Annotated in this window: 17 protein-coding genes; 15 read left to right on the top strand and 2 right to left on the bottom strand. The window is 34.1% G+C overall.

The window, feature by feature from the left end; genetic code table 11:
• Positions 1-43: 43 nt before the first annotated feature.
• A complete protein-coding gene (gene gldJ / locus ACFWV9_RS15090; protein WP_411896064.1) occupies positions 44-1726 on the bottom strand; it encodes a gliding motility lipoprotein GldJ in 1683 nt (560 codons plus the stop codon).
• 304 nt (positions 1727-2030) lie between these two features.
• On the opposite strand from gldJ, the gene porU reads away from it, so the two are divergent.
• The 8 genes from porU (at position 2031) to ACFWV9_RS15050 (ending at position 14891) form a co-directional block, all read left to right on the top strand.
• Positions 2031-5885, top strand: a complete 3855-nt coding sequence (porU, locus tag ACFWV9_RS15085) for a type IX secretion system sortase PorU (RefSeq protein ID WP_411896063.1) — start codon at positions 2031-2033, stop codon at positions 5883-5885.
• A 62-nt stretch (positions 5886-5947) separates the two neighbouring features.
• Positions 5948-7177 (top strand): type IX secretion system outer membrane channel protein PorV, encoded by a 1230-nt coding sequence (gene porV / locus ACFWV9_RS15080; RefSeq protein ID WP_411896062.1) that lies wholly within the window; start codon positions 5948-5950, stop codon positions 7175-7177.
• Between the two features lie 76 nt (positions 7178-7253).
• Positions 7254-7736: a cytidine deaminase gene (gene cdd / locus ACFWV9_RS15075; protein ID WP_411896061.1), complete on the top strand. Its 483-nt coding sequence runs from the start codon at positions 7254-7256 to the stop codon at positions 7734-7736.
• A 113-nt stretch (positions 7737-7849) separates the two neighbouring features.
• Complete coding sequence (pdhA, locus tag ACFWV9_RS15070; RefSeq protein ID WP_411896060.1) at positions 7850-8848, top strand: pyruvate dehydrogenase (acetyl-transferring) E1 component subunit alpha; 999 nt, start codon at positions 7850-7852, stop codon at positions 8846-8848.
• Positions 8849-8851: 3 nt separating this feature from the next.
• The gene (locus ACFWV9_RS15065) at positions 8852-10465 is read left to right on the top strand and encodes a pyruvate dehydrogenase complex dihydrolipoamide acetyltransferase (protein ID WP_411896059.1); all 1614 of its coding nucleotides are present in this window, start codon (positions 8852-8854) and stop codon (positions 10463-10465) included.
• A gap of 163 nt (positions 10466-10628) precedes the next feature.
• Entirely contained in the window at positions 10629-12524 is a 1896-nt protein-coding gene (locus ACFWV9_RS15060; protein WP_411896058.1) for a sensor histidine kinase, read from the top strand.
• A 27-nt stretch (positions 12525-12551) separates the two neighbouring features.
• Entirely contained in the window at positions 12552-13175 is a 624-nt protein-coding gene (locus ACFWV9_RS15055) for a response regulator (RefSeq protein ID WP_411896057.1), read from the top strand.
• Between the two features lie 84 nt (positions 13176-13259).
• Positions 13260-14891 carry an ELWxxDGT repeat protein gene (locus tag ACFWV9_RS15050; protein ID WP_411896056.1) on the top strand — a complete coding sequence of 544 codons (1632 nt, stop codon included), beginning with the start codon at positions 13260-13262 and terminating at the stop codon, positions 14889-14891.
• A gap of 153 nt (positions 14892-15044) precedes the next feature.
• Here the strand turns inward: ACFWV9_RS15050 and ACFWV9_RS15045 are convergent, their stop codons facing one another.
• Entirely contained in the window at positions 15045-15368 is a 324-nt protein-coding gene (locus tag ACFWV9_RS15045) for a hypothetical protein (protein WP_411896055.1), read from the bottom strand.
• Here ACFWV9_RS15045 and ACFWV9_RS15040 point away from each other — a divergent pair.
• The 7 genes from ACFWV9_RS15040 to ACFWV9_RS15010 are packed head-to-tail and all read left to right on the top strand — an operon-like array spanning position 15367 to position 24967.
• On the top strand, positions 15367-16380 hold the full coding sequence (locus ACFWV9_RS15040) for a M28 family metallopeptidase (RefSeq protein ID WP_411896054.1): 1014 nt from the start codon (positions 15367-15369) through the stop codon (positions 16378-16380). The genes ACFWV9_RS15045 and ACFWV9_RS15040 overlap by 2 nt on opposite strands.
• Positions 16370-17056, top strand: a complete 687-nt coding sequence (locus ACFWV9_RS15035; protein WP_411896053.1) for an SDR family NAD(P)-dependent oxidoreductase — start codon at positions 16370-16372, stop codon at positions 17054-17056. The genes ACFWV9_RS15040 and ACFWV9_RS15035 overlap by 11 nt, the downstream gene beginning before the upstream one ends.
• Entirely contained in the window at positions 17057-17704 is a 648-nt protein-coding gene (locus tag ACFWV9_RS15030) for an HAD family hydrolase (RefSeq protein ID WP_411896052.1), read from the top strand.
• A gap of 28 nt (positions 17705-17732) precedes the next feature.
• Complete coding sequence (locus tag ACFWV9_RS15025; RefSeq protein ID WP_411896051.1) at positions 17733-21770, top strand: FG-GAP-like repeat-containing protein; 4038 nt, start codon at positions 17733-17735, stop codon at positions 21768-21770.
• A gap of 30 nt (positions 21771-21800) precedes the next feature.
• The gene (locus ACFWV9_RS15020) at positions 21801-22400 is read left to right on the top strand and encodes a SprT-like domain-containing protein (protein WP_411896050.1); all 600 of its coding nucleotides are present in this window, start codon (positions 21801-21803) and stop codon (positions 22398-22400) included.
• On the top strand, positions 22397-23479 hold the full coding sequence (locus ACFWV9_RS15015; RefSeq protein WP_411896049.1) for a mannose-1-phosphate guanylyltransferase: 1083 nt from the start codon (positions 22397-22399) through the stop codon (positions 23477-23479). The genes ACFWV9_RS15020 and ACFWV9_RS15015 overlap by 4 nt, the downstream gene beginning before the upstream one ends.
• A 6-nt stretch (positions 23480-23485) precedes the next feature.
• The gene (locus ACFWV9_RS15010) at positions 23486-24967 is read left to right on the top strand and encodes a DUF389 domain-containing protein (RefSeq protein ID WP_411896048.1); all 1482 of its coding nucleotides are present in this window, start codon (positions 23486-23488) and stop codon (positions 24965-24967) included.
• The last annotated feature ends 2 nt before the right edge of the window (positions 24968-24969 follow it).

Below are 24969 nucleotides of genomic sequence, written 5' to 3'. Positions count from 1 at the left end.
CTGATGAATTTCATCAGGACTTTAAATTATTTAACTAATCTAATTAGTTGCGTCTTTTACTATTTTTCTGAGATTTAGAACCCACTCTAGATACTGCGCATCTAAATCCTATATAATCTGTCGCCATATCTTGTGGGAAGTAACGACGTTGTGCAGGATCAATCCAGTATGCTCTATCTCTCCAAGAACCACCTTTGTAAACTCTAACTTCATCGTTAATTAGAGATGTTCTACTATTAGACTTATCATACTCTCTCAAAAGGTTACCATCAGCAGAATCAATTTCAACAGAATGTCTTGGTGAGTTATACATTTTTCTAGTTAAGTCAGGATCTTCGTCACTTTCCTCATTAAAATTCTCTCTGTAGTAACGAGAAGAACGCTTATCACCATCTCTAAAGTTTCGGTTATCACTATCGTCAAACTGAGTTCTTAAGTAAGTCTCTTCATCATCAACTGGTATTTTTGCAATTTCTCCTGGAAGGTTTCTCGCAATAATTTTACCGTTGCTTAAAGTATCATAAACTATTTCTTCTACTGTTACAATTTTTACAGTACCGTCCTCATTAAGTGCATTTTTAGTATATACATTACCTCTGTAGTAGTTAAAATCGTTAAACTCATCATCTACTATTGGTCTGTATACATCTGCTACCCATTCTGCAACGTTACCAGCCATATCATATAATCCATAATCATTTGGTTGATAAGATTTTACTTCAGCTGTTATATCAGCACCATCATCTGACCATCCAGCAATTCCACCATAATCTCCTTTACCTTGCTTAAAATTAGCCATCTGGTCTCCACGATTTACGCGTTTACCTGATCTTGTATACTGTCCATCCCATGGGTATTTTTTACGTCCTCTATAAACATTATAGCTACGCAATTCACTCATACCTAAAGCAGCATATTCCCATTCTGCTTCTGTAGGGAGTCTATATTTTACAGGAATAACTCCAGATTCTCTTTTTGCATATACATTAATTGGGTTACCATCAACATCCGTTTGTTGTTTACGTCTCCCACCTTGCAATACTTCTTCTTTACCACCGTAAGTTTGAGATGGTGCATTAATATAAGTATCAACATCAAATGTACTCTCAGCATCTAAGTCAGTATACTGAGCATCTCGCTTTAAGTAACCAGTTTCTTGCAATGAGCTCTCTGCCACTCGATTAGTTCTCCAATTAGCGTATTCTACTGCTTGAATCCAGCTAACCCCTACAACAGGGTAATTAGCATAACCAGGATGACGTAAATAGTTTTCGGTCATCATTTCATTATATCCTAAACGATTTCTCCAAACTAAAGTATCTGGTAAAGCACCTTTATAAATTAAAGAGTAGTTTGGATCGTCTGGAGGATAAACACCTTTTAAATAATCTAAATAAAACAGATAATTTAAATTGGTAACTTCAGTTTCGTCCATGTAGAAAGATTGTACATGTTGCTGATTCGGAGAATTGTTCCAATCATGCATTGGGTCGTCTTGTACTTTACCCATTGTAAATGTACCACCTTCAATGAATGATGTTCCTTGAGGTGTTTCTTGTTCCTTATAGTTAGTGTTGTATTGAAAACCACCTTGTTTGTCGTTGATTTTCCAACCTGTGGCACTATCAACGTTACCAGAACTAGATGATCTTTTACAACCAACAATTGAAGTAATAACTGCTAATGCTAGAATAAATTTGAGGTTTAAGACATTTTTCATATCCATATGTTTAAGTAAGCTCGTTTAAAATTTAGATTCGCAATATAACAATTAAAGGTAAACCTGCAACTTTTTTTTCCGACAAAATGCAAAAAAATGTGCATTTCATCCCCTTTTTTTAACAATATAACGGATTTTTAGCCATTTATCGTGTGTATTTTGCTCTTTAATAACGAGCCTAAAAATAAATTATTGTTGTATTTTTGAAATAAAAATTTAAAGGTCATAATAACTCCTAATACTAGCCGTTATTTTACTAAAATTTATTGGTTAAGGAAGCAATTTGTTTGGCCATATCAGAAAAAGATAAATGAAACAATTCTTTACAATTATATTTTTTTGCTTTTTAATTATAGGCTTTAGTCAACAAAAGCAATTCAATATAGAATGGGAAGATGCCAAGGTGTTAGAAAATGACTTTGGTAAAATTAAAGTTCCTGGTTTTAGTTCCAAACATTTCAGTTACACAACGGAAAAGGGTTTGATGTATTTTACACAATGGAGTAATAATTCAAAACGTATAAATGAAAATTCAGTTTCCCTTTCTAATGTTTCATATCAAAACATTTCATCAAATGATCTTTATGATTTAGATGAACAACTAATTCCTGAAGTACCAGTTTTTAAGTTATTCAATACAAATGCAAGAGGGAAAAGATCTACTTATTTCGAAATATCTCCAATAATAAAGGAAAATGGTATTTTTAAGAAAATCACCTCTTTTTCTATAGATTATAATACATTATCATCTGATGCAACTGGTTTGTCAAAAGATGGCAATGATATTACCAACTCAGCTTTGGCTAATGGTGAATGGTATAGGTTTTATATTGACAAATCTGGAGTCTTTCAATTATCCAAGAGTTTTTTGAGTAGTTTGGGAATTAATACAAATTCTGTGGACCCAAGAACAATTAAAATATTTGGTAACGGAGGTAGAATGCTACCTTTATCAAATGCAGAGGATTATCCATTTGATGTTGTTGAAAATGCTATAAAGTTTGTTGGTGAAGAAGATGGGAGTTTTGACAGTGGTGATTTTATTCTTTTTTATGGTGAAGGACCAACAACTTACAATGAAGAGAGCAATACGAATTTAAATTTATATACAGATAAGACTTATTATTATGTAAATATAAGTTCTGGCAATGGTAAAAGAATTCAATCTATGCCAGTAATAGATATACCTGCAGATTTTGAGGTCAGCACATTTCAAGATTACCAGTATTATGAAGTTGATGAGTATAACCTTGCTAAATTGGGGCGACGTTGGTTTGGAGATCGTTTTGATATAGAAAATCAGCGAACCTATAATTTTACCTTTTCAAATTTGGTTTCAAGTGAACCTATTAATTTTGATGTGGCTGTTGGAGCAGTGTCGGCAACTGCTTCCTCAATGATTGTAACGGTTAATGGCAATCCATTAACAACTTTGAATTTAAATGCTATTACCGAAGGATCAGTTTTGGGTTCTTCTGCAAATTATTCTGATGATATAAATGTGTCTTCTGATAATATTACAGTAGTATTAGATTATATTAATAATGGTAATCCATCTGCAAACGGTTATTTAGACTATATCAATATTGAAGCTACAAGGCAATTATCATATGCAGGTGAGCAACTTAGATTTATAAATAGGTCTGTTGCAAATTCTCCTGGTATTGTACAATACAATTTGTCTAATACAGGATCAATACGAGAAATCTGGGACATTACGGATCGTTTTAATGTTCAAAATCAAATAAATTCAGATGCTACAGGAAGTTATAGTTTTAAAGCTTCTGCGGGTGAATTAAAAAATTATATTGCATTTTCTTATACTGATGTTCACCAGCCAATAAGAGATGCAGTAACTACAGTATCAAATCAAGATTTAAAAGGCACTATATTTAATAATGAACAAGGAGAATTTGAAGATATTGATTATATTATTTTAACTCCAACTCAATTTTTAACACAAGCTGAGCGCCTTGCTGATATTAACAGAGCACAATATGGATTAACTGTAAAAGTTGTTGAATTAACTAAAATATATAATGAATTCAGCACTGGTAGTCAAGATATTGCTGCACTAAGAAACTTCCTAAAATATGTTTATGATAATGCGAGTTCTCCTAACAATAGATTAAAATACTTATGCTTATTTGGTGATGGTTCTTATGACTATAAAGACAGATTAAACAACAACACTAATCTTGTACCATCATGGTATACTAATAGTAGTTTCAGTCTTACTAGCTCATTCGTTTCTGATGATTTTTATTGTATGCTAGATGATAATGAAGGAACCATGGGTGGAGGAGATAGAATGGATATCGCAGTAGGTAGAATATTGGCTGAAGATGTTCAAAGGGCTAAAGAAATGGTGGATAAAATTGAAGCTTATTATCAACCTGAGGCTTATGGAAGCTGGAGAAACAATCTATTGTTAATTTCTGATGATGTTGATATTGCATGGGAAAAAATATTGCAAGAAACAACTGATGGTATTGGTACTACCGTTGAAGCAGAAAAACCATTTATAAATGTAGTAAAGATTCATACCGATGCATTTCAACAAGAAGCATCCTCAGCAGGTAATCGTTATCCACAGGTAAATGATGCTATTAAAGACGCTATTGAAGTAGGGGCATTAGTTGTAAATTATTTTGGACATGGAGGCGAGGATGGATTGGCTAAAGAGCGTATTTTCGATAAAATTGATGCACAAGAAATTAACAATGTTTGCAAATTCAATCTTTTTGTAACAGTAACTTGCGAATACACAAAATTTGATGATCCAGGTAGACTCACAGCGGGTGAATATACCTTTTGGAATAAAAATGGTGGTGCTTCTTCATTAATTACAACAACAAGGCAAATATTTGTTACTGTTGGTGTGTCTTATAATGAAGTTTTAGACGATTATTTATTTGCATTTGACTCTGATGAATATCCCACTATTGGTGAAGCATTAAGGCTCACAAAAATTGATAATAATATTTCAGGTATAAGTCAAAAAAGACTAGTTTTCTTAATTGGTGATCCTGCAATGAAATTGGCATTTCCGAAACCAGATATACGTTTAACAAGGGTAAATGATGTTGATATTACACAACCAATTGATACACTTAAAGCTCTAAGTTACGCGAAATTGGCAGGAGAAGTGGTAGATACAAATGGTAATGTATTATCTAATTATAGTGGCACATTAACCGCAACGGTTTTTGATAAGTCAATAGAACGCCAAACATTAGCTAACGATGGAATAACAGAGAATGGACAACAAATAAAATTAGATTTTACAACACTTGGAGAAGTATTGTTTAAAGGTCAGGCTAGTGTTGAAAACGGACAATTTGAATTCGATTTCATTGTACCAAGAGATATAGGTATTCCAGTTGGAAATGGAAAGGTTAGTTTTTATGCTCAAACAATATCACCCTTATCTGATCAGACAGGTGCAAATTTTGATATTAAGATTGGTGGTATTAATGAGAATGCTCCAGAGGATAATATAGGTCCAGTTATAAATCTATTCATGAATGATGAAAACTTTGTTTCTGGAGGTATTACTAATGAATCACCTACCTTATTGGTTAAATTACAAGATGAAAATGGAATTAATACTGCAAGTGGTATAGGACATGACATAACTGCAATACTTGACGGTGATGAAACTAATCCTTTTGTTTTGAATGATTATTATCAAGCCAATGTAAATGATTATACCAATGGTGTTGTGTCTTATGCATATAGGGATTTAGAACCAGGGTTACATACCTTAACACTAAAGGCCTGGGATGTCTATAATAATTCATCTACAGCAGAAATTCTTTTTAATGTATTTGATAAAGATGAAGAACTTGTTATTGATAATGTTTTAAATTACCCAAACCCTTTTGTTAGCTACACTGAGTTTTGGTTTAATCATAATAGTGTGGAGCCATTAGATATCTCTGTTCAAATATTTACAGTGTCTGGTAAACTGGTAAGAACATTAAATGGACAAACCACTGGTGGTAGTAAGGGTGTGAGTTCACTTTCTAAAGATATTGTATGGGACGGAAGAGATGATTTTGGTGATAAAATTGGAAAAGGTGTGTATGTATATAAACTAAAAGTTAAATCTAACCGTTTAAATAAGCAAGTTGAAAAAATTCAAAAACTTGTAATACTATAATAAAAATTTATATTTGCTAACGAATTAGTCACTGTATATCAGTACTAATAACCAATATGACCATGAAGAAATACGTAATTACCCTAATTGCTTTTGCAACACTTAACCTAACTTTTGGACAAGAAACTATAACGTTTCCAGACCAATCCTCTGTAATAACAACTGGTCTTCCTTTTATGCTCGTAGCACCTGATGCAAGGTCTGCGTCGATGGGAGATATGGGAGTAGCGACATCAGTAGATGGCTTCTCACAACAATACAATCCAGCAAAATATGCTTTTTCTGAAGCTAAATCTGGTCTTAGTGTAAGTTTTACACCATACTTGACAAGATTAGTTAATGATATCTCGTTAAGTTATGCGACTTATTTTAATAGGATAAATGAATATAGCTCATTTTCTGCAAGTGTAAAGTATTTCTCTTTAGGAGAAATTGTTTTAACGCAAGATGCTAATGATCCTGGTGTCGCGGTAAAGCCAAATGAATATGCTATTGACGTTGCTTATGCCTTAAGGTTAGGAGAACAGTATTCTATGGCAATTGCATTACGCTATATGCGTTCTGCCCTTCGTATTGATACTGTAGATCCAAATGCTAATCCTGGTAGTACTTTTGGTGCGGATATTACAGGATTTTATCAAAGTGAAGAAGAGGCTTACAATGATTTCAACGGGAGATGGCGATTAGGTTTTGCTATTCAGAATTTAGGCCCAAAGTTTAAATATGATGATGGTGGTGAGGAAGTATTTCAACCTACTAACTTGAGATTAGGTGCTGGTTTTGATTTCATTTTTGATGAGTACAATAAATTGGGTTTAACTGCAGAAGTATCAAAATACTTAGTACCAACACCTCCAAAATTTGGTTTTGTTGATACTAATGGCGATGGCGAACAAACAATTGATGATCCAAGTACACCAGATATTGATGAAGGTGAACCAACCATAATCACAGAAGGTCAAGATAACAACGTAAGTTTTATTAATGGTGTGTTTCAATCATTTGGTGATGCACCAGATGGTTTTAGTGAAGAACTGAGAGAATTTGTTTGGTCTGTGGGTGCTGAATATACATATCAGGATAGTTTCGCCTTTAGAGCTGGATACTTTAATGAGGCAGATGATAAAGGAGCGAGAAAGTTCTTTGCTTTGGGAGCAGGATTTAAATACACTACTATAAATATTGATTTATCATATTTGTTCTCTGCTTCGCAAGTACAAAGTCCACTTGAGAATACATTGAGATTCTCATTAACATTTAATTTTGGAGATGGTGAGTATGATGAATATTAGAATACAATATTAATCAGATAGATAAACTATTGTTTTGAAAAAGACAATAGTTTTTTTGTCTTAAATAGATACTGAAATGAAGGAAGTTAAAATAGAAACCACACTGCAACTATTTGATGATATAAATGAACTTCCCGAAGATATTAAATCTTTAATGTCTATTGCAATAGACGCAAGAGAAAATGCCTATGCTCCTTACTCTAATTTTAATGTTGGGGCTTCACTTTTATTGGATAATAATGAAGTTGTAATTGGCAATAATCAAGAAAATGCCTCTTATCCATCTGGTCTTTGCGCAGAGCGGACTGCTATATATTATGCAGGAGCCAAATATCCTGATGCAAAGATTCTAAAAATGGCATTAACAGCATCATCAAAAAACAAGGTAACTGACAAACCTATTCCTCCATGTGGTGCTTGCAGACAAGCAATAGCAGAATATGAATTGAAGCAAGATCACAACATAGAAATTTATTTCATGGGAGCTAAGGGTAAAGTTGCAAAATCTAGTTCACTTTCCAATTTACTACCCTTTATTTTTGAAAGTTCAGTATTATAACCTTTTCGTTAAATTAAAATTAGCTTTCATCGCTATTTTTTACGGAATACTGTTTCTCAATTATTTTCTAAAGTGTTATTTTTGTTTTTCGTTTTAAAAGAACTCATCATAAAATGCAAAAGATAACTAAAGAGGTTTACTTAAAATGGTATGAAGACATGCTGTTTTGGCGAAAGTTTGAAGACAAGTTAGCAGCTGTTTACATTCAGCAAAAAGTTAGAGGATTTCTTCATTTGTATAATGGACAAGAAGCTGTTTTAGCTGGTGCGTTACATGCAATGGATTTAACCAAGGATAAAATGATTACTGCATATCGTAATCATGTACAACCAATTGGAATGGGTGTAGATCCAAAACGAGTAATGGCGGAACTTTTTGGTAAAGCTACAGGTACTTCTCAGGGCCTTGGAGGTTCTATGCATATATTTTCTAAAGAGCACCGATTTTATGGTGGTCATGGAATTGTAGGTGGTCAAATACCATTGGGAGCAGGTATTGCATTTGGTGACAAATATCATGGTAGCGATGCCGTAACCCTTTGTTGTTTTGGAGATGGAGCTGCAAGACAAGGATCATTACACGAAACATTCAATTTGGCAATGCTTTGGAATTTGCCGGTAATATTTGTTTGTGAAAACAATGGTTATGCAATGGGAACTTCTGTTGATCGAACTGCTAATCATCCTGATATATGGAAACTTGGTTTAGGATACGAAATGCCTTCAGGACCAGTTGACGGTATGAACCCTGTGAAAGTTGCAGAAGCATTTGATGAAGCGATACAAAGAGCGAGAAAAGGAGGTGGACCTTCATTCTTAGAGGTAAAAACCTATAGATATAGGGGACATTCTATGTCAGATGCACAGCATTATAGAACAAAGGATGAGGTTGAAGAATACAAGAAAATAGATCCAATTACACAAGTAAAGGATATCCTTTTAGAAAAGAAGTACGCTTCTGAAGATGAAATAAAAGAAATAGATAAGGGCGTTAAAGCTAGAGTTTCAGAATGTGAAAAATTCGCAGAGGAATCTCCATATCCTGATTTAAATGTGATGTATGACGCTGTTTACGAACAAGAAGATTATCCATTTATACCACATAAATTATAAGCCATGGCAGAAGTAATAAATATGCCGCGTTTAAGCGATACAATGGAAGAGGGTACTGTTGCAGCCTGGTTAAAAAAGGTTGGCGACAAAATTGAAGAAGGAGATATACTAGCTGAAATTGAAACTGACAAGGCTACTATGGAGTTTGAGTCTTTTCATGAAGGAACATTGCTTCATATTGGTGTTGAAGAAGGCCAAACTACCAAAGTAGACGAACTTCTTGCCATAATTGGCGAGGAAGGTGAAGATATTTCAGGATTATTAAATGGAAGTACTGACACAAAAGAGGAATCATCAGACGATAGTTCTAAAGTTGAAGTTGAAACAGCTACCGATTCTGAAGTATCGGAAATACCAGATGGTGTCATCGTTGTAACTATGCCTCGTTTGAGCGATACTATGGAAGAAGGTACGGTAGCAACATGGTTAAAGAAAATAGGCGATGAGGTTGAGGAAGGCGATATTCTTGCGGAAATTGAGACTGACAAGGCCACTATGGAGTTTGAGTCATTCCAATCAGGGACATTACTGCACGTAGGCTTAGAAGAAGGAGAATCCGCTAAAGTTGATGCATTATTAGCAATAATTGGACCTGCAGGAACAGACGTTTCGAGCATTGCTAAGAATTTTAGTATTGGAGGTACAGATAAAAAAGAAGAGCCAAAGAAAGAGGAAGTTAAAAAGGAATCACCAAAAGCTTCTGAGCCTAAGAAAACAGAAGTCAAAGCTTCACCCTCTCCATCAGTTTCAACGACTGATTCGGGAGGAAGAGTATATGCTTCACCATTAGCTAAGAAAATGGCTGAAGAAAAAGGAATTAATCTTTCTCAAGTATCAGGAACAGGAGAGAATGGTAGAATTGTAAAACGCGATATAGAAAACTTCACACCTTCAGCACAAGGAACGACGGTTGGTAAATTTGTTCCAATGGGTCAAGAAGATTTTGATGAAGTTCCAAATTCAAATATGCGCAAGGCCATTGCTAAGAACTTAGCTAAGTCCAAATTTACGGCACCACATTATTACTTAAACGTGGAGTTTGATATGGATAATGCTATAGCATTTAGGGCTCAATACAATTCAATTCCAGATACAAAAATATCATTCAATGATATGATTGTTAAGGCATGCGCCTTGGCATTAAAACAACATCCACAAGTAAATTCACAGTGGTTTGATGACAGAATGCAATTAAACAACCATGTTCATATAGGTGTTGCAGTTGCTGTACCAGATGGATTAGTTGTCCCTGTTGTAAAGTTTGCAAATGAGCAAAGCTTAACACAAATAGGAGCTGCTGTTAAAGAATATGCCGGTAAAGCAAGAAATAAAAAGCTTACGCTTGATGAGATGGAAGGAAGTACCTTTACTATTTCTAATCTAGGTATGTTTGGTATTGAAAGTTTCACTTCAATTATTAATCAACCAAACTCAGCAATTATGTCAGTTGGTGCAATTGTTTCTAAACCAGTAGTTAAAGAAGGGCAAGTTGTTCCTGGTAATACTATGAAGTTAACAATGGCATGCGACCATAGAACTGTTGATGGCGCAACCGGTGCTCAATTCCTTCAGACATTGAAAGGATATATTGAGAATCCTGTAACGATGTTGGTATAAGTTTTAAATTGATAAACTCATAATAGACCTGCTTCTTTAAGAAGCAGGTCTTTTTTTATGAATTAAATACCTACCCTTTTGGGTAGTATTTAACTCGCCTACCTTTTTGTATTTTTAGGCCTTGGTAATTATTTCGAAAAAATACTATTTCAATCAGTTTCTTATGCTGTGGAAAAAACTTGTGGCTTATGTCATTCCATTGTCGTTTTTTGTTGGTTTTGGTCAATCTATTTGTGATTGTAAACTGTTAAGTAATTCGTATGAATTATCATTAAAACCATCATTAGATTCATTAGACATTCAAAATACTTTAGAACAGTTCTATCCTTCAAAAAAGGAGCAATGTAGACTGTTTTCTGATCAATTATTACAATTCACCTATTTCTATAACCAACGAAATGAAGAAAAAATGAATACGCTACTTTCTTTATTGGACAATGTTGAGAAAAACAGTATTTGTAGTGGTCAAATACAGGCATATATTAACATCAATAAAGCAAAGTATTACAGAACCATAAATCAATTTGATTCATTAGGTAAATTTGCCTTTAATACACTTAAGTATGCAGAAACTCATAAAGACACCATTTTAGAAATAGAAGCTATAAAACAATTAGTGTTTATGTACACCAGAATGGACGAAGAGGAACAGCGATGGAATAATGTACAAAGAGCTAAAAGATTAATACTTAATCTTAAAGATTATCCATCTGTTTCTAGTAACTATAGATGGTTGGGCTACCAATATGAAAATCAATATTCAAAAACTGAAAATATAGGCTTGTTAGATTCCACTGAAATATTTATTAAAAAAGCTAAAAAGTTAGCCTTGTCATATCACTATTCAGAAGAATTGGCGAAAAACTATAGAGCATTAGAGGCTGTTTCATATCATCGTGGAAATCTAGAAGTTGCATTAAAGCATATAGATTCAGCTATTTATTATGCTAAGCAAGTAAAAGGAAGACTAAATTTTAGCGGATTATATCTCTCAAAGGCTTGGGATCATTTTGATTTGAATCAATATAAAGAAGCCGAAATATTTACTGATTCTATGCTCTATTATGATGACCAATCAGATTATGTTGGCTCTATGATGACCTTATCTCAAGCAGCGGAATTGTATGAAGGTATTGGTAAAACAGATAAAGCATTTGAAAGTTTTAAAAAGTACAGTAAAATAAAAGATAGCATTTTTACTAAGCAACGAATAAAGGCTATTAATGAGCTAGAAAAAAAATATGATGTTGAGAAAAAGGAAAAGGAACTTTTAAAAAATGAAAATAAGATTAAGCTCTTATATCTTTTAATAATTGCTGGTTTTTCTTTAGCTGTTTTTACTTTTTTGCTATTTAAAAATAATCAGCTCAAAAGAGAAAGAGAATTAAATCTTCAGTTGCAACAAGCACTCAACAATCAAGCAACATTAGAGCTAGAAATTTCAAATGCTAGAGAAAATATTGCCCAAGACTTTCATGATGAAATGGGAAATAAGCTTGCCAGAATTACCCTCTTGTCTAATTTGCTACAAGATAATACTTCTCAAAACCTAAAAGCAAAATCTAAAATTCAACAAATTACAGATGATGCCAAAGCTTTATATTTTGGTACTCGTGATTTTATTTTCTCTTTAAAATCTAATAGTGATTGTTTAGATGAAGTGATTACATATTTGTCTGATTTTGGAGAAGATTTTTTTAGTAAAAGTGATATTAGATTTATTCTAAAGCAAGATATAGAATCTAACATTAAATTACCTTTTTACTGGAGTAAGCAATTGGTTTTTATATTTAAAGAAGCCATGACCAATGCGCTAAAATATGCGCAGTGCACAGAAGTTTGCCTATCATTTCATCATAAAAACGAACAGCTCACGATTTCATTTGAAGATAATGGACAAGGTATTCCGGAAGATAGATTGAATTCTTATAATGGTTTGAATCATATGAAACAAAGAGCTAAAAAAATTGGTTGTACACTAATAATTAATACAAAAAAAGATTCTGGAACACAAATTATCTTTAAAGGTAAAACTACCTCAAAAGGTGGTATATGTTAGGAACGAAATAGTCACCTTTGTAATGGTATGAAAAATACGGTTGTCATCATAGAAGATAATATTCCTCTGGCAGAAGGCTTTGTCGAGGTGATTAATAATAGTAATCAATTTAAGGTTGTAGGTAATTATACTAATTGCGAAGACGCATTAACCAATCTTACTATTGATAATCCTGATATCTTGTTAATCGATATTGAATTATCTGGTATGAATGGTGTTGAAGGCACCAAGTTGATTAAGGCCAAAAAGCCTAAAGCTAATATTATCATGGTTACTGTATATGAAAATTCTAAAATGGTATTCGATGCCTTATGTGCTGGTGCCACAGGCTACTTAACTAAAAATTTAACGCCAAATGCTTTACTAGACGCATTGCATGAAACTATTGAAGGTGGTGCACCTATGAGCATAAAAATTGCTAAAATGGTCGTTGGCTCTTTTCAAAAAAAGCCAAGTAAAATTGAACTTTCAGAAAGAGAAAAAGAAGTACTTACATTATTAGCAAAAGGAAATAGTTACGATGGTATTGCCGATCAACTGTGTATAAGTAAAAACACCATAAAATTTCATTTAAAGAATATCTACATGAAGCTTCAAGTAAATACTAATATTGAAGCAGTAAATAAGGCCAATAAAGAAAATCTTATCTAGAGTATTTTAATTCTACCCAATTGGGTAGCACAACCAAATAGGTCTAAAAGTAATTTTATCACATAACTTTTAAACCTATTTATTATGAAAAACATTACGCGTGTTCACGAACATCAAATTTTAACATGTATTTTGAACAAACAAAATCTACTATTAGCTTTTTTAGCACTCACCTTTTTGTCTCAAGCTCAAGTGAGCTTGGTTAAGGATATAAATCCAGGTCCTAACAGTGGAATGGGGAATGAAATAGTTGCATTAAACAGCTTAGTTTTTTTTGCTGGAGATGATGGTGCTAATGGCTTTTCCTTATGGACTTCAGATGGCACAGAAACCAATACACTTGAATATTTACTTACTGGTAACGAAACCTTTAAGCAACCTCTAAACCTGTATTCTTATACATCACAAAATTTAATTGCATTCTCAGCAGAAGTTCAAACATCTGGTAGTGAATTATGGTTTACCAATGGGCTTGGTGACAATTTTGGCAATGGCAATTATAATCCTTCAGGAGATTCAGATCCAGGCGATTTCGGTCAGTTTAATGGTTTTTTGGTTTTTCCAGCAACTAACTCAACTACTGGAAGAGAATTAGCATATTCCTTTCCTTTTGGGGCTACTACACGGGTTGAAGATATTAATATTGGTCCTAGTTCTAGTAATCCTAGTGGTTTTACTCAGCTTTCTAACCAACTGTTTTTTTCGGCAGATAATGGTGTAAATGGACGAGAGCTATGGGCTAGTTTTTCAATTGCGCCAAACGCACCTGATTTATTTCTTGATATTAATTCAGGAAATCAGGGTTCAAACCCTTCAAACTTTGTTCTTTTTAATAACAAACTATACTTTACAGCTGATGATGGTGTTAATGGTCGAGAACTATGGGTTACTGATGGAACCGTTGCAGGAACGCAATTAGTACTAGACTTATTTCCTGGAGGTTCGGGTAACCCGACGGGATTAACTGTATTTAATAACTTTTTAATTTTTACTGCAAACAATCCGAGTACTGGCATTGAGGTTTTTAAAATGACAACGGCTGAAAACATTACATTACTTAAAAACATCAATTCAGGTACGGCTAGTAGTGCTCCATTTGGCTATACAGTATTTAATGGTGAACTTTATTTTGTCGCAGATGATGGAAATGGCGTAGAACTATGGAAATCTGGTGGATTTCCTTCAAATACTAACCTCTTAGCTGATATCAATCCGACTGGTGAGAGCACACCTTTAAATTTTGTAGCTTACAATGGTAAGCTCTATTTTAATGCTGATGATGGTGTTAATGGACGCGAACTTTGGGTGACTGATGGCACATCAGTAGGCACACAATTAGTCGAAGATATTTGGACGGGTGCATTAAGTGGCAATCCTCAAAATTTAACTGTAGCTGGGATTGACTTATTTTTTGCTGCTAATGACGGGGCTTCAGGAGTTGAATTATATAAATATAGAGACCCTACCTTATCTAACAATGAATTTACTTTAGCACCTGAAATTAGTATCTTCCCAAATCCTACTAACGAATCATTTCAAATTGATTCTAATGTAATTTTTGATAAGATAACATTATATAATATTCAAGGGCAGGAAGTAAAAACTTTTGAGAGTGCTCATACATTATATGACATTAGTGATTTAACCATAGGCATTTATATGATACACATTGAAACTGATGGTCAAAAAGTAACACATAAACTCATAAAGCAATGATGATAAACTTTATTAAAGAAAAGAAACTAGAGTTATTTTTGATTGTATTTTATCTTCTAATTTCAGTATTATTATATTACCTTTTGGTATAGAACAGTTTAGTTTTTTGAATTAAGAAACCCACTAACTTATTAACGCAGTGGGTTTTTTCTTTTAATTAACTCGTTGTCTTTCGTCTTCTGCGACTGTGTTACGATCTCTTGCAGATTTTAATTTACTGTTACCAAAGTTTCTGGTGTAGGTGAACTGAATTGTTCTATTACTAAAATCAAAGAGGTTATCGGTTTTAATATTTTGTTCTGGTAGGTTCGTTCCACCGTTGAATTCAACGCTGTCAAACATGTCGTTTAAAGCTATTTTTACTGTTCCCCATTTATTGAATATCAACTTCGCTAAAAAACTACCGTCGATTTTCTGTAATTTCCTTAAAGTTAAAGTACTTTTGGTGAAATTGGCTAAAAATCTAAAATAAATCATGAAGAAGATTCTTTCATTTATATGTGTGTTGTTAATTGTAGGTTGTGGTATTCGTCAAAAGAGAGCTGATGGTAAATCAGGTAAAGATGGAGTTACACCCAATGTAGAAATTACCTCAGAGACGGTAAAAAAAAGTATGGAGTATCTAGCTTCAGATGAATTAGAAGGAAGAGCCACAGGAACAGATGGCATTGAAAAAGCAGCAGTCTATATAGAGAATTATTTTAAAGAAAATGGTATTAACCCATATTTTGATACTTACAGAGATAATTTTGAATTTGAAAACAAGAGAGGAAAACAAGTAGATAGTCTATTTCCTATAATAAAAGGTTACAACATCGTTGGTTTAATTGAAGGTAATGATCCAAATTTAAAAAATGAGTATGTAATTTTAGGTGGCCATTATGATCATATTGGTAATGGTAAGGAGGTTAATGGAGACACCATAGCTAATGGAGCGAATGATGATGCTTCAGGCACCATTGTCGCTATGGAACTTGGTAGATACTTTTCTAAAACAAAATCGAATAAAAGAAGTCTCTTAATTACATTGTATGCAGCAGAAGAAATGGGACTTAAAGGTTCTGGACATTTAGCAGCACGTATAAAATCTCAAGGAATAGATGCGTATACAATGATTAATTTTGAGATGGTAGGTGTACCAAGAGCAGAAGGAAAATCCATGGCTTATATGAGCGGTTATAATAGATCAAATTTTGCGCCTAAATTAAATGAGTATGCTAGTGAGGACGTTGTTGGTTTTTTTCCAAAAGCCAAAGAATTTCAGTTGTTTTTTAGATCGGATAATTTTCCTTTTTACAAGGAGTTGAATATTCCAGCGCATGCAATTTCTACGTTCGATTTTACAAATTACGATTACTATCATCATGTAGATGATGAAGCTGATAAAATGGATTACGATCATATGGCAGCATTTATAAATAAAATGGTGCCTGCTTTCAAAGGAATTTTAAATTCTCCAACTAAAGAAGTTAAATTAAATGAAGAGTAAAAATATTATTATAACTGGTACCAGTAGAGGTATCGGATTTGAGTTGGTTAAGTTATTCGCCAACGATGGACATCATTTACTGGCCTTGTCAAGAAATGCAAAACCAGTTGAAGACTTAAAGCATAAGAACGTAACATCTTTGTCTTGTGATCTAAGTAATCTTCAAGATTATAAAAACGTTGAAGCTTTTATAAAGGAGAAATGGAACCAAGTCGATGTTCTAATCAACAATGCAGGTATGTTACTTAATAAACCGTTCTCTGAAACTACTTTCAGAGACTTTACAAAAGTTTACGAAACAAATGTATTTGGAGTTTCAGAATTGTCTAGAATAGTTGTGCCATTTATGCCCAAAAATGGTCATGTTGTTACAATTAGTTCAATGGGAGGAATCCAAGGAAGTATGAAATTTCCCGGTTTAGCAGCTTATAGTTCTAGTAAAGGTGCTGTAATTACTTTAAGCGAATTATTGGCAGAGGAGTATAAAGAAACTGGTCCGCAATTTAATGTATTAGCATTAGGTGCTGTGCAAACAGAAATGCTCAAAGAGGCTTTTCCCGATTACGAGGCGCCTACAACAGCTTTAGAAATGGCGACTTATATTAAAGATTTTGCTTTAACAGGTAACAATTATTATAACGGTAAGGTATTGCAAGTATCTAACTCTACACCATAAATGAGTAAATACAAGTGTATAATATTTGATTGCGATGGTGTTCTGGTGGATAGTGAACCCATTGGGAATCAGGTATTGGTTGATATTGCCAATGAATTGGGAGCAAACATAACTTTAGATTATGCTCTAAGAAATTTTAAAGGAAATTCATTCGATAATTGTGCAAATCAAATTTCTAAACTTGTAGGTAAAGCTGTTCCTGATGATATTGAAGCCATTTACAGAAAGCGATCTTATCAAAAATTTAAAGAAGAAATTCAACCAATACAAGGTATTAAAGGCGTTTTAGATGGTTTGGATATTCCCTTTTGTGTTGCATCAAGTGGTCCTGAAAGTAAAATTAAACTCAACTTAGAAGCGACGGGCCTTATCCAATACTTTACAGATAAAATATTTAGCTGTTATACCATAGGCAGATGGAAACCTGATCCATCGGTATTTATTTGGGCAGCTAAAACCATGGGTTATCAACCAAAAGAATGCTTGGTCATTGAAGATAGCATTATAGGCGTAGAAGCTGCGCTAAATGGTGGATTTGATGTTTTTGGTTTTACAGCTCATGATTATCAAGATGAATTGCCTAAAAAAGCGACAAAAACGTTCTCAGAAATGTTAATTCTCCCTGAGTTGCTACAGTTTAAACACTAATTTTTATATTTATAAAAAATACGTAGTTATGAGGAGAAAATTACCCCTTAAATTATCTTCTTCAATCTTAATTATTACATGTTTCTTTGCTCAATTTGGATTCAGCCAAAATTTTGATAGAGTTGAGAATACAGTTGGTTTAGATGTTTTACAAGAAAATAACGGTGTTGCAGTAGCAGATTATGATGGTGATAATGACCTAGATATTTTTGTTGTAGCAAATGCTGTAGAAAATCCAGAAAACCCTTCAAGTTTTAGCCGTTTATTTAGAAATAATAATGACGGTTCATTTACCGATGTTACAGAATTTGCAGGTATAACAGAATTACTTACTGAAGAGGATGATATACAAGCAACATTAGCCCAACAAGGATATAAATTCGGTGCTTCTTGGGGTGATTATAATAATGATGGTTTTCCTGATCTATTTTTAACTTATTCTTATAAGGTTCAATTATGGAGAAATCTTGGTAACGGAACCTTCGCCAATGTTACTGGAATTTCAGGATTTGACACATCTAATGAATGTATTAATACTGGAGCGACCTGGTTTGATTATAATAATGATGGCTATTTAGACATTTATTTTAGTGATTGGAATCGGTGTGATTCAAATTCCTTTTACAGAAATAACGGTAACGGCACATTCACAAATGTCACTGCTGATTTAGGCCTAACAGAAGTTGATTCAAACTATAGTTATACAACATTTCCATTTGATATTAATCAAGATGGTTGGATGGATATCATAGTTACTAATGATTTGGAGGATGCAAATTATGTTTATATAAATCAATCAGGTGCATCGTTTATTGAGGATGCAGCAACCTATGGATTAGATAATATGATAGATGATATGGCTCTGGCCATAAGTGATTTTGATTTAGATCAAGATTTTGATTTCTTCATTACTGGTATAGATGAAAATGCATTGTTAGAAAACAATGGGTCGAATAATTATTCAGAAAACGCATCAAATTACGGAATTAGTGCCACTGGTTGGTCTTGGGGTGCAAGATTTGCCGATTTTGATTTAGATGGCGATGAGGATCTTTTTATTGTGAATGGATATGATTTTGAACAGAGAGGACCAGAGTTCAATGTTTATTATAGAAATTTATATGCTCAAGGCCAGATGGGCTTTGAGGATGTTTCTGCGGCAATCGGTTTAAATGAAGATACCGAAAGTGTTGAAGCACTCGATTTTGATTATGATAATGATGGTGATTTAGATATAATAGTAACAAACGGAGATGGGTCTGTTTTGTTTTACGAAAACAAGTTGCTCAATTTTGACGATGCTACTGCAGCATCCAATTGGTTCAAGATTCATCTTGAAGGTACCGTTTCTAACCGTGATGCAATTGGTACGACGATTAGTATAACAACATCAGAAGGTACTTTTAAGCGCTATTACTCGGGAGTTGGGTTTTTAAGCCAAAGTTTACAAGCTGTCCATTTTGGATTGGATGATGCGACTACTATTACAGCTATAGAGATTCAATGGCCATCAGGACTTGTTGAGACCTACAACAACATTTCGACCAATATTGAGATAAAGGCTATTGAAGGTCAAGGCTATGTTGTATTGGATATTGAGCCTAGTCAGAAGGTTTATGGTTGTACGGATCCTGTTTCCTGTAACTATAACCCAGATGCCACCTTAGATGATGGGTCGTGTACTTATTTGGATCCTCAATCTATTATTGGCCCGACAACCTCTTCATTTTTAAGAGTTGAGACCTATAATTACGATATAGCAATTGGATCAACTGCTCAGTGGCAAGTTATTGGAGGTGAAATATTAAGCGGTCAGGGAACAGATACCATAATGGTGAGTTGGGGCATTGAAGCCTCAGGTTTTGTTTCAGTAATAGAATCCAATGACCAGTGTTCGAGTCTACAAGAATCCATAAATGTAGAATTAAGTACAGATGACTTACCTGAAGATATTTCTATTGCAAGACTGTGGAATGAAGCCTTGTTAGAAGCTATAAGGGGCGATTTTGCCAGACCGACGGTTCATGCCAGAAACCTTTTCCATACAAGTGTAGCTATGTACGATATTTGGGCCATTTATGATGAAGTTGCAGAGCCTTATCTTATTGGTAATAATGTCAATGGATTTAATAGTGGCTTAGAAGAATTTGTTCTAATAGAAAGCAAGGAGGAGTCCCTGAAGCGTGCCATTAGTTATGCGATGTACCGTTTGTTGACACATCGTTTTCAAAATTCTCCTGGAGTATTGTCCTCTCAGGAACGTTTCAACCTTTTGATGGACAAGCTCGGATATGATACATCTTATACATCTATGTTATATGAGTTTGGTAATGCCGGTGCATTGGGTAATTATGTAGCACAGACTATTATTGATTATGGCTTACAGGATGGTTCACGAGAGGCAAGCGGTTATGACAATGCCTATTATGAGCCGGTGAATGCTCCATATTCGCTAGACTCAAATGATAATGATCCTATAAATGATCCCAATAGATGGCAACCCTTAGGATTGGATATCTTCATTGACCAAGGAGGAAATCCAGTTGATGGTGATGTACCATCTTTTTTAAGTCCGGAATGGGGCAATGTTTATTCCTTTGCTTTGAAGGATGAAGATAAGGTCACTTATGAAAGAGATGGCAATCAGTACCATGTGTTCCATGATCCATCTGATCCACCATATATTAGTTGGACTGAGGACAATGAAATGAGTGATGCTTACAAATGGGGTTTTTCAATGGTTTCGGTATGGCAATCCCATCTCGATCCAACAGATGGTGTTATGTGGGACATTTCACCTAATAGCATAGGTAATGTAGATATCAGTACCTTCCCAACTGATTATAGCGACTATCCGAATTTCTATAGTTTCTTTGAAGGTGGAAGCACAAGTACTGGCCACAGTATAAACCCTTTTACAGGTAATCCCTATGAGACCAATATGGTTCCTAGAGGTGATTATGGTAGGGTATTGGCAGAATTCTGGGCTGATGGACCTGATTCTGAGACACCACCTGGCCATTGGTTTACGATACTGAACTATGTTAATGACCATCCAGATTTTGAAAAGCGATTCCAGGGTCAAGGTGAAATACTAGACGTCTTGGAGTGGGATGTAAAAGCATATTTCATTCTTGGAGGAGGTATGCACGATTCGGCAATTGCGGCATGGAGTGTAAAGGGTTGGTATGATTATATAAGACCAATTTCGGCCATAAGATCCATGGCAGAACGCGGACAGAGTACAGATTCAACACTTGATAATTATGATGTAGGTGGTATACCATTGATTGACGGCTATATTGAAGTGATAGAAGAAGGCGATCCCTTGGCAGGATTTGTAAATCAATATGTGGGCGAGATTAAGCTTTACACATGGAAAGGCCACGATTTTATAGATGATACGGAGGTTGACCAGGCAGGAGTAGGCTGGATAAGAGCATCGGATTGGTATCCGTACCAGAGACCAACATTTGTTACGCCACCATTTGCAGGCTATGTTTCAGGCCATTCTACATATTCTCGAGCGGCAGCAGAACTGCTTACTATGATGACCGGTAGCGAATATTTTCCAGGAGGTCTGGGTGAGTTTGAAGCCAAGAAAAACGAATTTTTGGTATTTGAGGAAGGACCATCAGTAGATGTAGTATTGCAATGGGCTACTTATAGGGATGCTTCTGACCAGACAAGTTTAAGTCGGATTTGGGGTGGCATTCATCCACCAGCAGACGATGTACCTGGACGATTTATTGGTCAGGATGTAGCAGAGGATACTTTTGCATTTGCAGTACCATATTTTGAAGGTTTCTTGGATATAGATCAATTTGATGATGAGGACTATTTAGTCTATCCAAACCCAACACTTAATAAAAGATTATTCATAACTAATACGAATGTATCCGATACCATTGAACTTTATGATATAAGAGGAAGAAAAATTAGTATTGACAATAGAACTTATGATGAGTTTAATAATACAACCAGTATAAATTTAAACTCAGCGACAACTGGTTTATATATGCTTAGTGTTAATAGAAATTCAAAAATGATTGTTATTAAAGATTAGAAATAAAAGATTACTTCTAGTTTTGTAACTATGCAAAAAACACTTTTCGATTACATTCCTGAAGATGCTACCAACATGGTACAAATTATCTTGGCTAATGATAATTTGGTAGTTAAGGTAAAGAATGAAAGAAAAACTAAGCATGGTGATTATAAAGAATTACCTAGAGGGAAGCACCAAATAACGATTAATTCTAATTTAAATCCTTATCGATTTCTGATTACCTTAATACATGAGATAGCTCATTTTGAAGCTTACAATAAATTTGGCAGAAATATTAGGCCGCATGGTAAAGAGTGGAAATATACCTTTCAACATTTAATGTTACCTTTTTTAAGACCAGAGATATTTCCAAATAAATTATTGCCTTTATTGGCAAATCATTTTAAAAACCCAAAAGCATCTAGCGATACAGATGCGCAACTCGCCTTAGCACTAAAGCAATTCGACGAAGGGCCACCGAAAACCTTTGTTTTTCAAGTACCTTTGGGTAATACTTTTAAACTCTATAATGGCAGAGTTTTTAAAAAAGGAAATAAACGTAGAAAACGCTTTGAATGCGTTGAGGTTAAAACAGGGAGATTATATTTGTTTAATCCTAATGCTGAAGTAGAAATAATTAATAAATGAAAAACAAGAATTATTACGCCATATTAATGGCAGGAGGAGTTGGATCTAGATTTTGGCCCGTAAGTACACAAGATTTTCCGAAACAGTTTCATGATATGCTTGGAACTGGAGAAACTCTAATTCAGAAAACATTTAATAGGCTTGCAAAACTAATACCAGAAGAAAATATATTCATTCTTACCAATGAACGTTATAATGATTTGGTGTTTGAACAATTACCCAGTGTAACCAAACGACAAGTCGTATTAGAACCTTCAATGCGAAATACAGCACCTTGTATTTTATATGCTTCGTTAAAAATACAGAAGGAAAACGAGAATGCTGTTATGATAGTGGCACCAAGTGATCATTGGATTGAAGATGAGGCTGCGTTTTCAAATAACGTAAAGACTGCATTTGATTTCTGTGAAGCTAATGATGCTTTAATGACACTTGGTATTACACCAACTTTTCCTAATACAGGATATGGTTATATAGAGTATGACAAATCATCAAACAGCGAGATAAAATCAGTAGATCAATTTAGAGAAAAACCAGATTACGAAACTGCAAAAACCTTTTTAGATCAAGGTAATTTTCTTTGGAATGCTGGTATTTTTATGTGGAGTGTAAAAACCGTGGTCAATACCTTCCGAACCAATCAACCTGATTTGTTTAAACTTTTTGAAAGTGGTTATAATGTCTACAACACTGAATTTGAAGATGATTTCATTAGAGAAAATTATGGCAAAGCTGAAAATATTTCTGTGGATTATGCCATAATGGAAAAAAGTAGCAACGTATATGTAATTCCTGCAACTTTCGACTGGAATGATCTTGGTACATGGGGAAGTCTTTATGACAAATTAGATAAAGACGATAGAGCCAATGCTATTGTTAATTCTAAAGTTCTTTTAGAGGATGCTAAGGGTAATATGATCCGTTCCAAAAAAGATAAAGTTGTGGTAGTTGACGGACTAAATGACTACATAATTGTTGATAAAGACGAAGTTTTACTTATCTTTCCTAAGGCAAAGGAACAGGATATTAAAAAAGTACTTCAAAATGTAAAAGCTAATTTTGGAGAAGAATACGGTTAATTATTAATGGAAGAAAATAAATTCAACTTTTCTGAAGAAGAAGAGAAACAACAATTAGAAAAGGATAAAGCTGTAGAAGATAAAAAAGAAGCGGTAAAACAAGACGCAAAAGGTCTTTTTGCGAGTATTTCTAACTTTTTAAGTGAACTTCTAGACTTTAGGGAAGATACAGATAGAGACGCAACCATTGGCGCAATAAAGGCAGATATTTCGTTTAAAGGAGCTACAGCATGGATACTTATTTGTTCCATTTTTGTTGCCTCTGTAGGACTTAATGCAAATTCAACAGCAGTTGTTATCGGTGCCATGTTAATATCTCCTTTAATGGGACCCATTTTAGGTGTAGGCATGTCTATAGCCATTAATGATATTGATACCTTAAGAAAGTCCATGATTAACTTGGCAATAATGATAGGGCTGAGTTTGTTAACAGCATTTTTATTTTTCAAGTTTTTTCCATTAAGTGAAGACACTTCAGAATTATTAGGAAGAACTAAACCAGATATTCGGGATGTATTGATTGCTTTCTTTGGTGGTTTGGCATTGATAATCGCAAGAACGAAGAAAGGGACCATAGCCTCAGTAATATTTGGTGTTGCCATTGCAACTGCTTTAATGCCACCATTGTGCACAGCTGGATATGGATTGGCAAAAGCTAATTGGAGTTACTTTGGTGGCGCTATGTACTTGTTTACCATCAATACTATTTTTATTGCATTGGCTACATTTATTGTTTTGAAGGTACTCCGATTTCCAATGCTCAAATATGCTAATTCAGCTAAGAGGAAGCGTATCGCACAAATAGCATCTATACTTGCATTAGTTGTTATGATTCCTGCTACTCTAACATTTTTAGATGTTTTAAAAGAAAGTAGATTTGAAATTGCGGCAAAAGCTTTTATTAAAAGTGAATTAGAAACACTTCCTAATAGTAATTATATTAAGAAGAATGCTAATCCAATTTATGATCCAGATGGAGAATCTATTATAGAGTTAATTCCTTTTGGAACTGATGAAATATCTGAAGATACCAGGAAATTATTAGAAGCAAGATTCAATGATCCAGATTATTATGCACTGAGGGATACAAAGTTATCCATTAACCAAGTTAAAAATAGAGCTATAAATAATTTGGAATATATGGAGGAACTTAGAACGAGAGACTCTTTAGATTTGCTTTCACAAGGACAAAAAATATCGTATTTAGAGGATAGAGTAAGAATTTTATCGAGATTAGAAAAAGATCAAATCCCTTTTGAGGAAGTGGTGCGTGAGGCAAAGATTAATTATGAGAAATTAGAAGCAATTTCCTATGCTAAAGAGATTAAGACAAACTTCTCTAAAATTGACACCTTGTCTGTATTTTCTATCAAATGGATAGATTCATTATCAACTCCAGAGTCTATCGATAAAGATTCTAAAAAGCTTGGAGAGTGGCTTAAAGTGAAATTGAAAAAAGATACTCTTGTAATTAAGCAATTAAAATAAGA

The sequence above is a fragment of the Winogradskyella sp. A2 genome (assembly GCF_046762865.1).
Classification (GTDB): Bacteria; Bacteroidota; Bacteroidia; order Flavobacteriales; family Flavobacteriaceae; genus Winogradskyella.
This window is presented reverse-complemented; position numbering and strand designations above follow the sequence as displayed.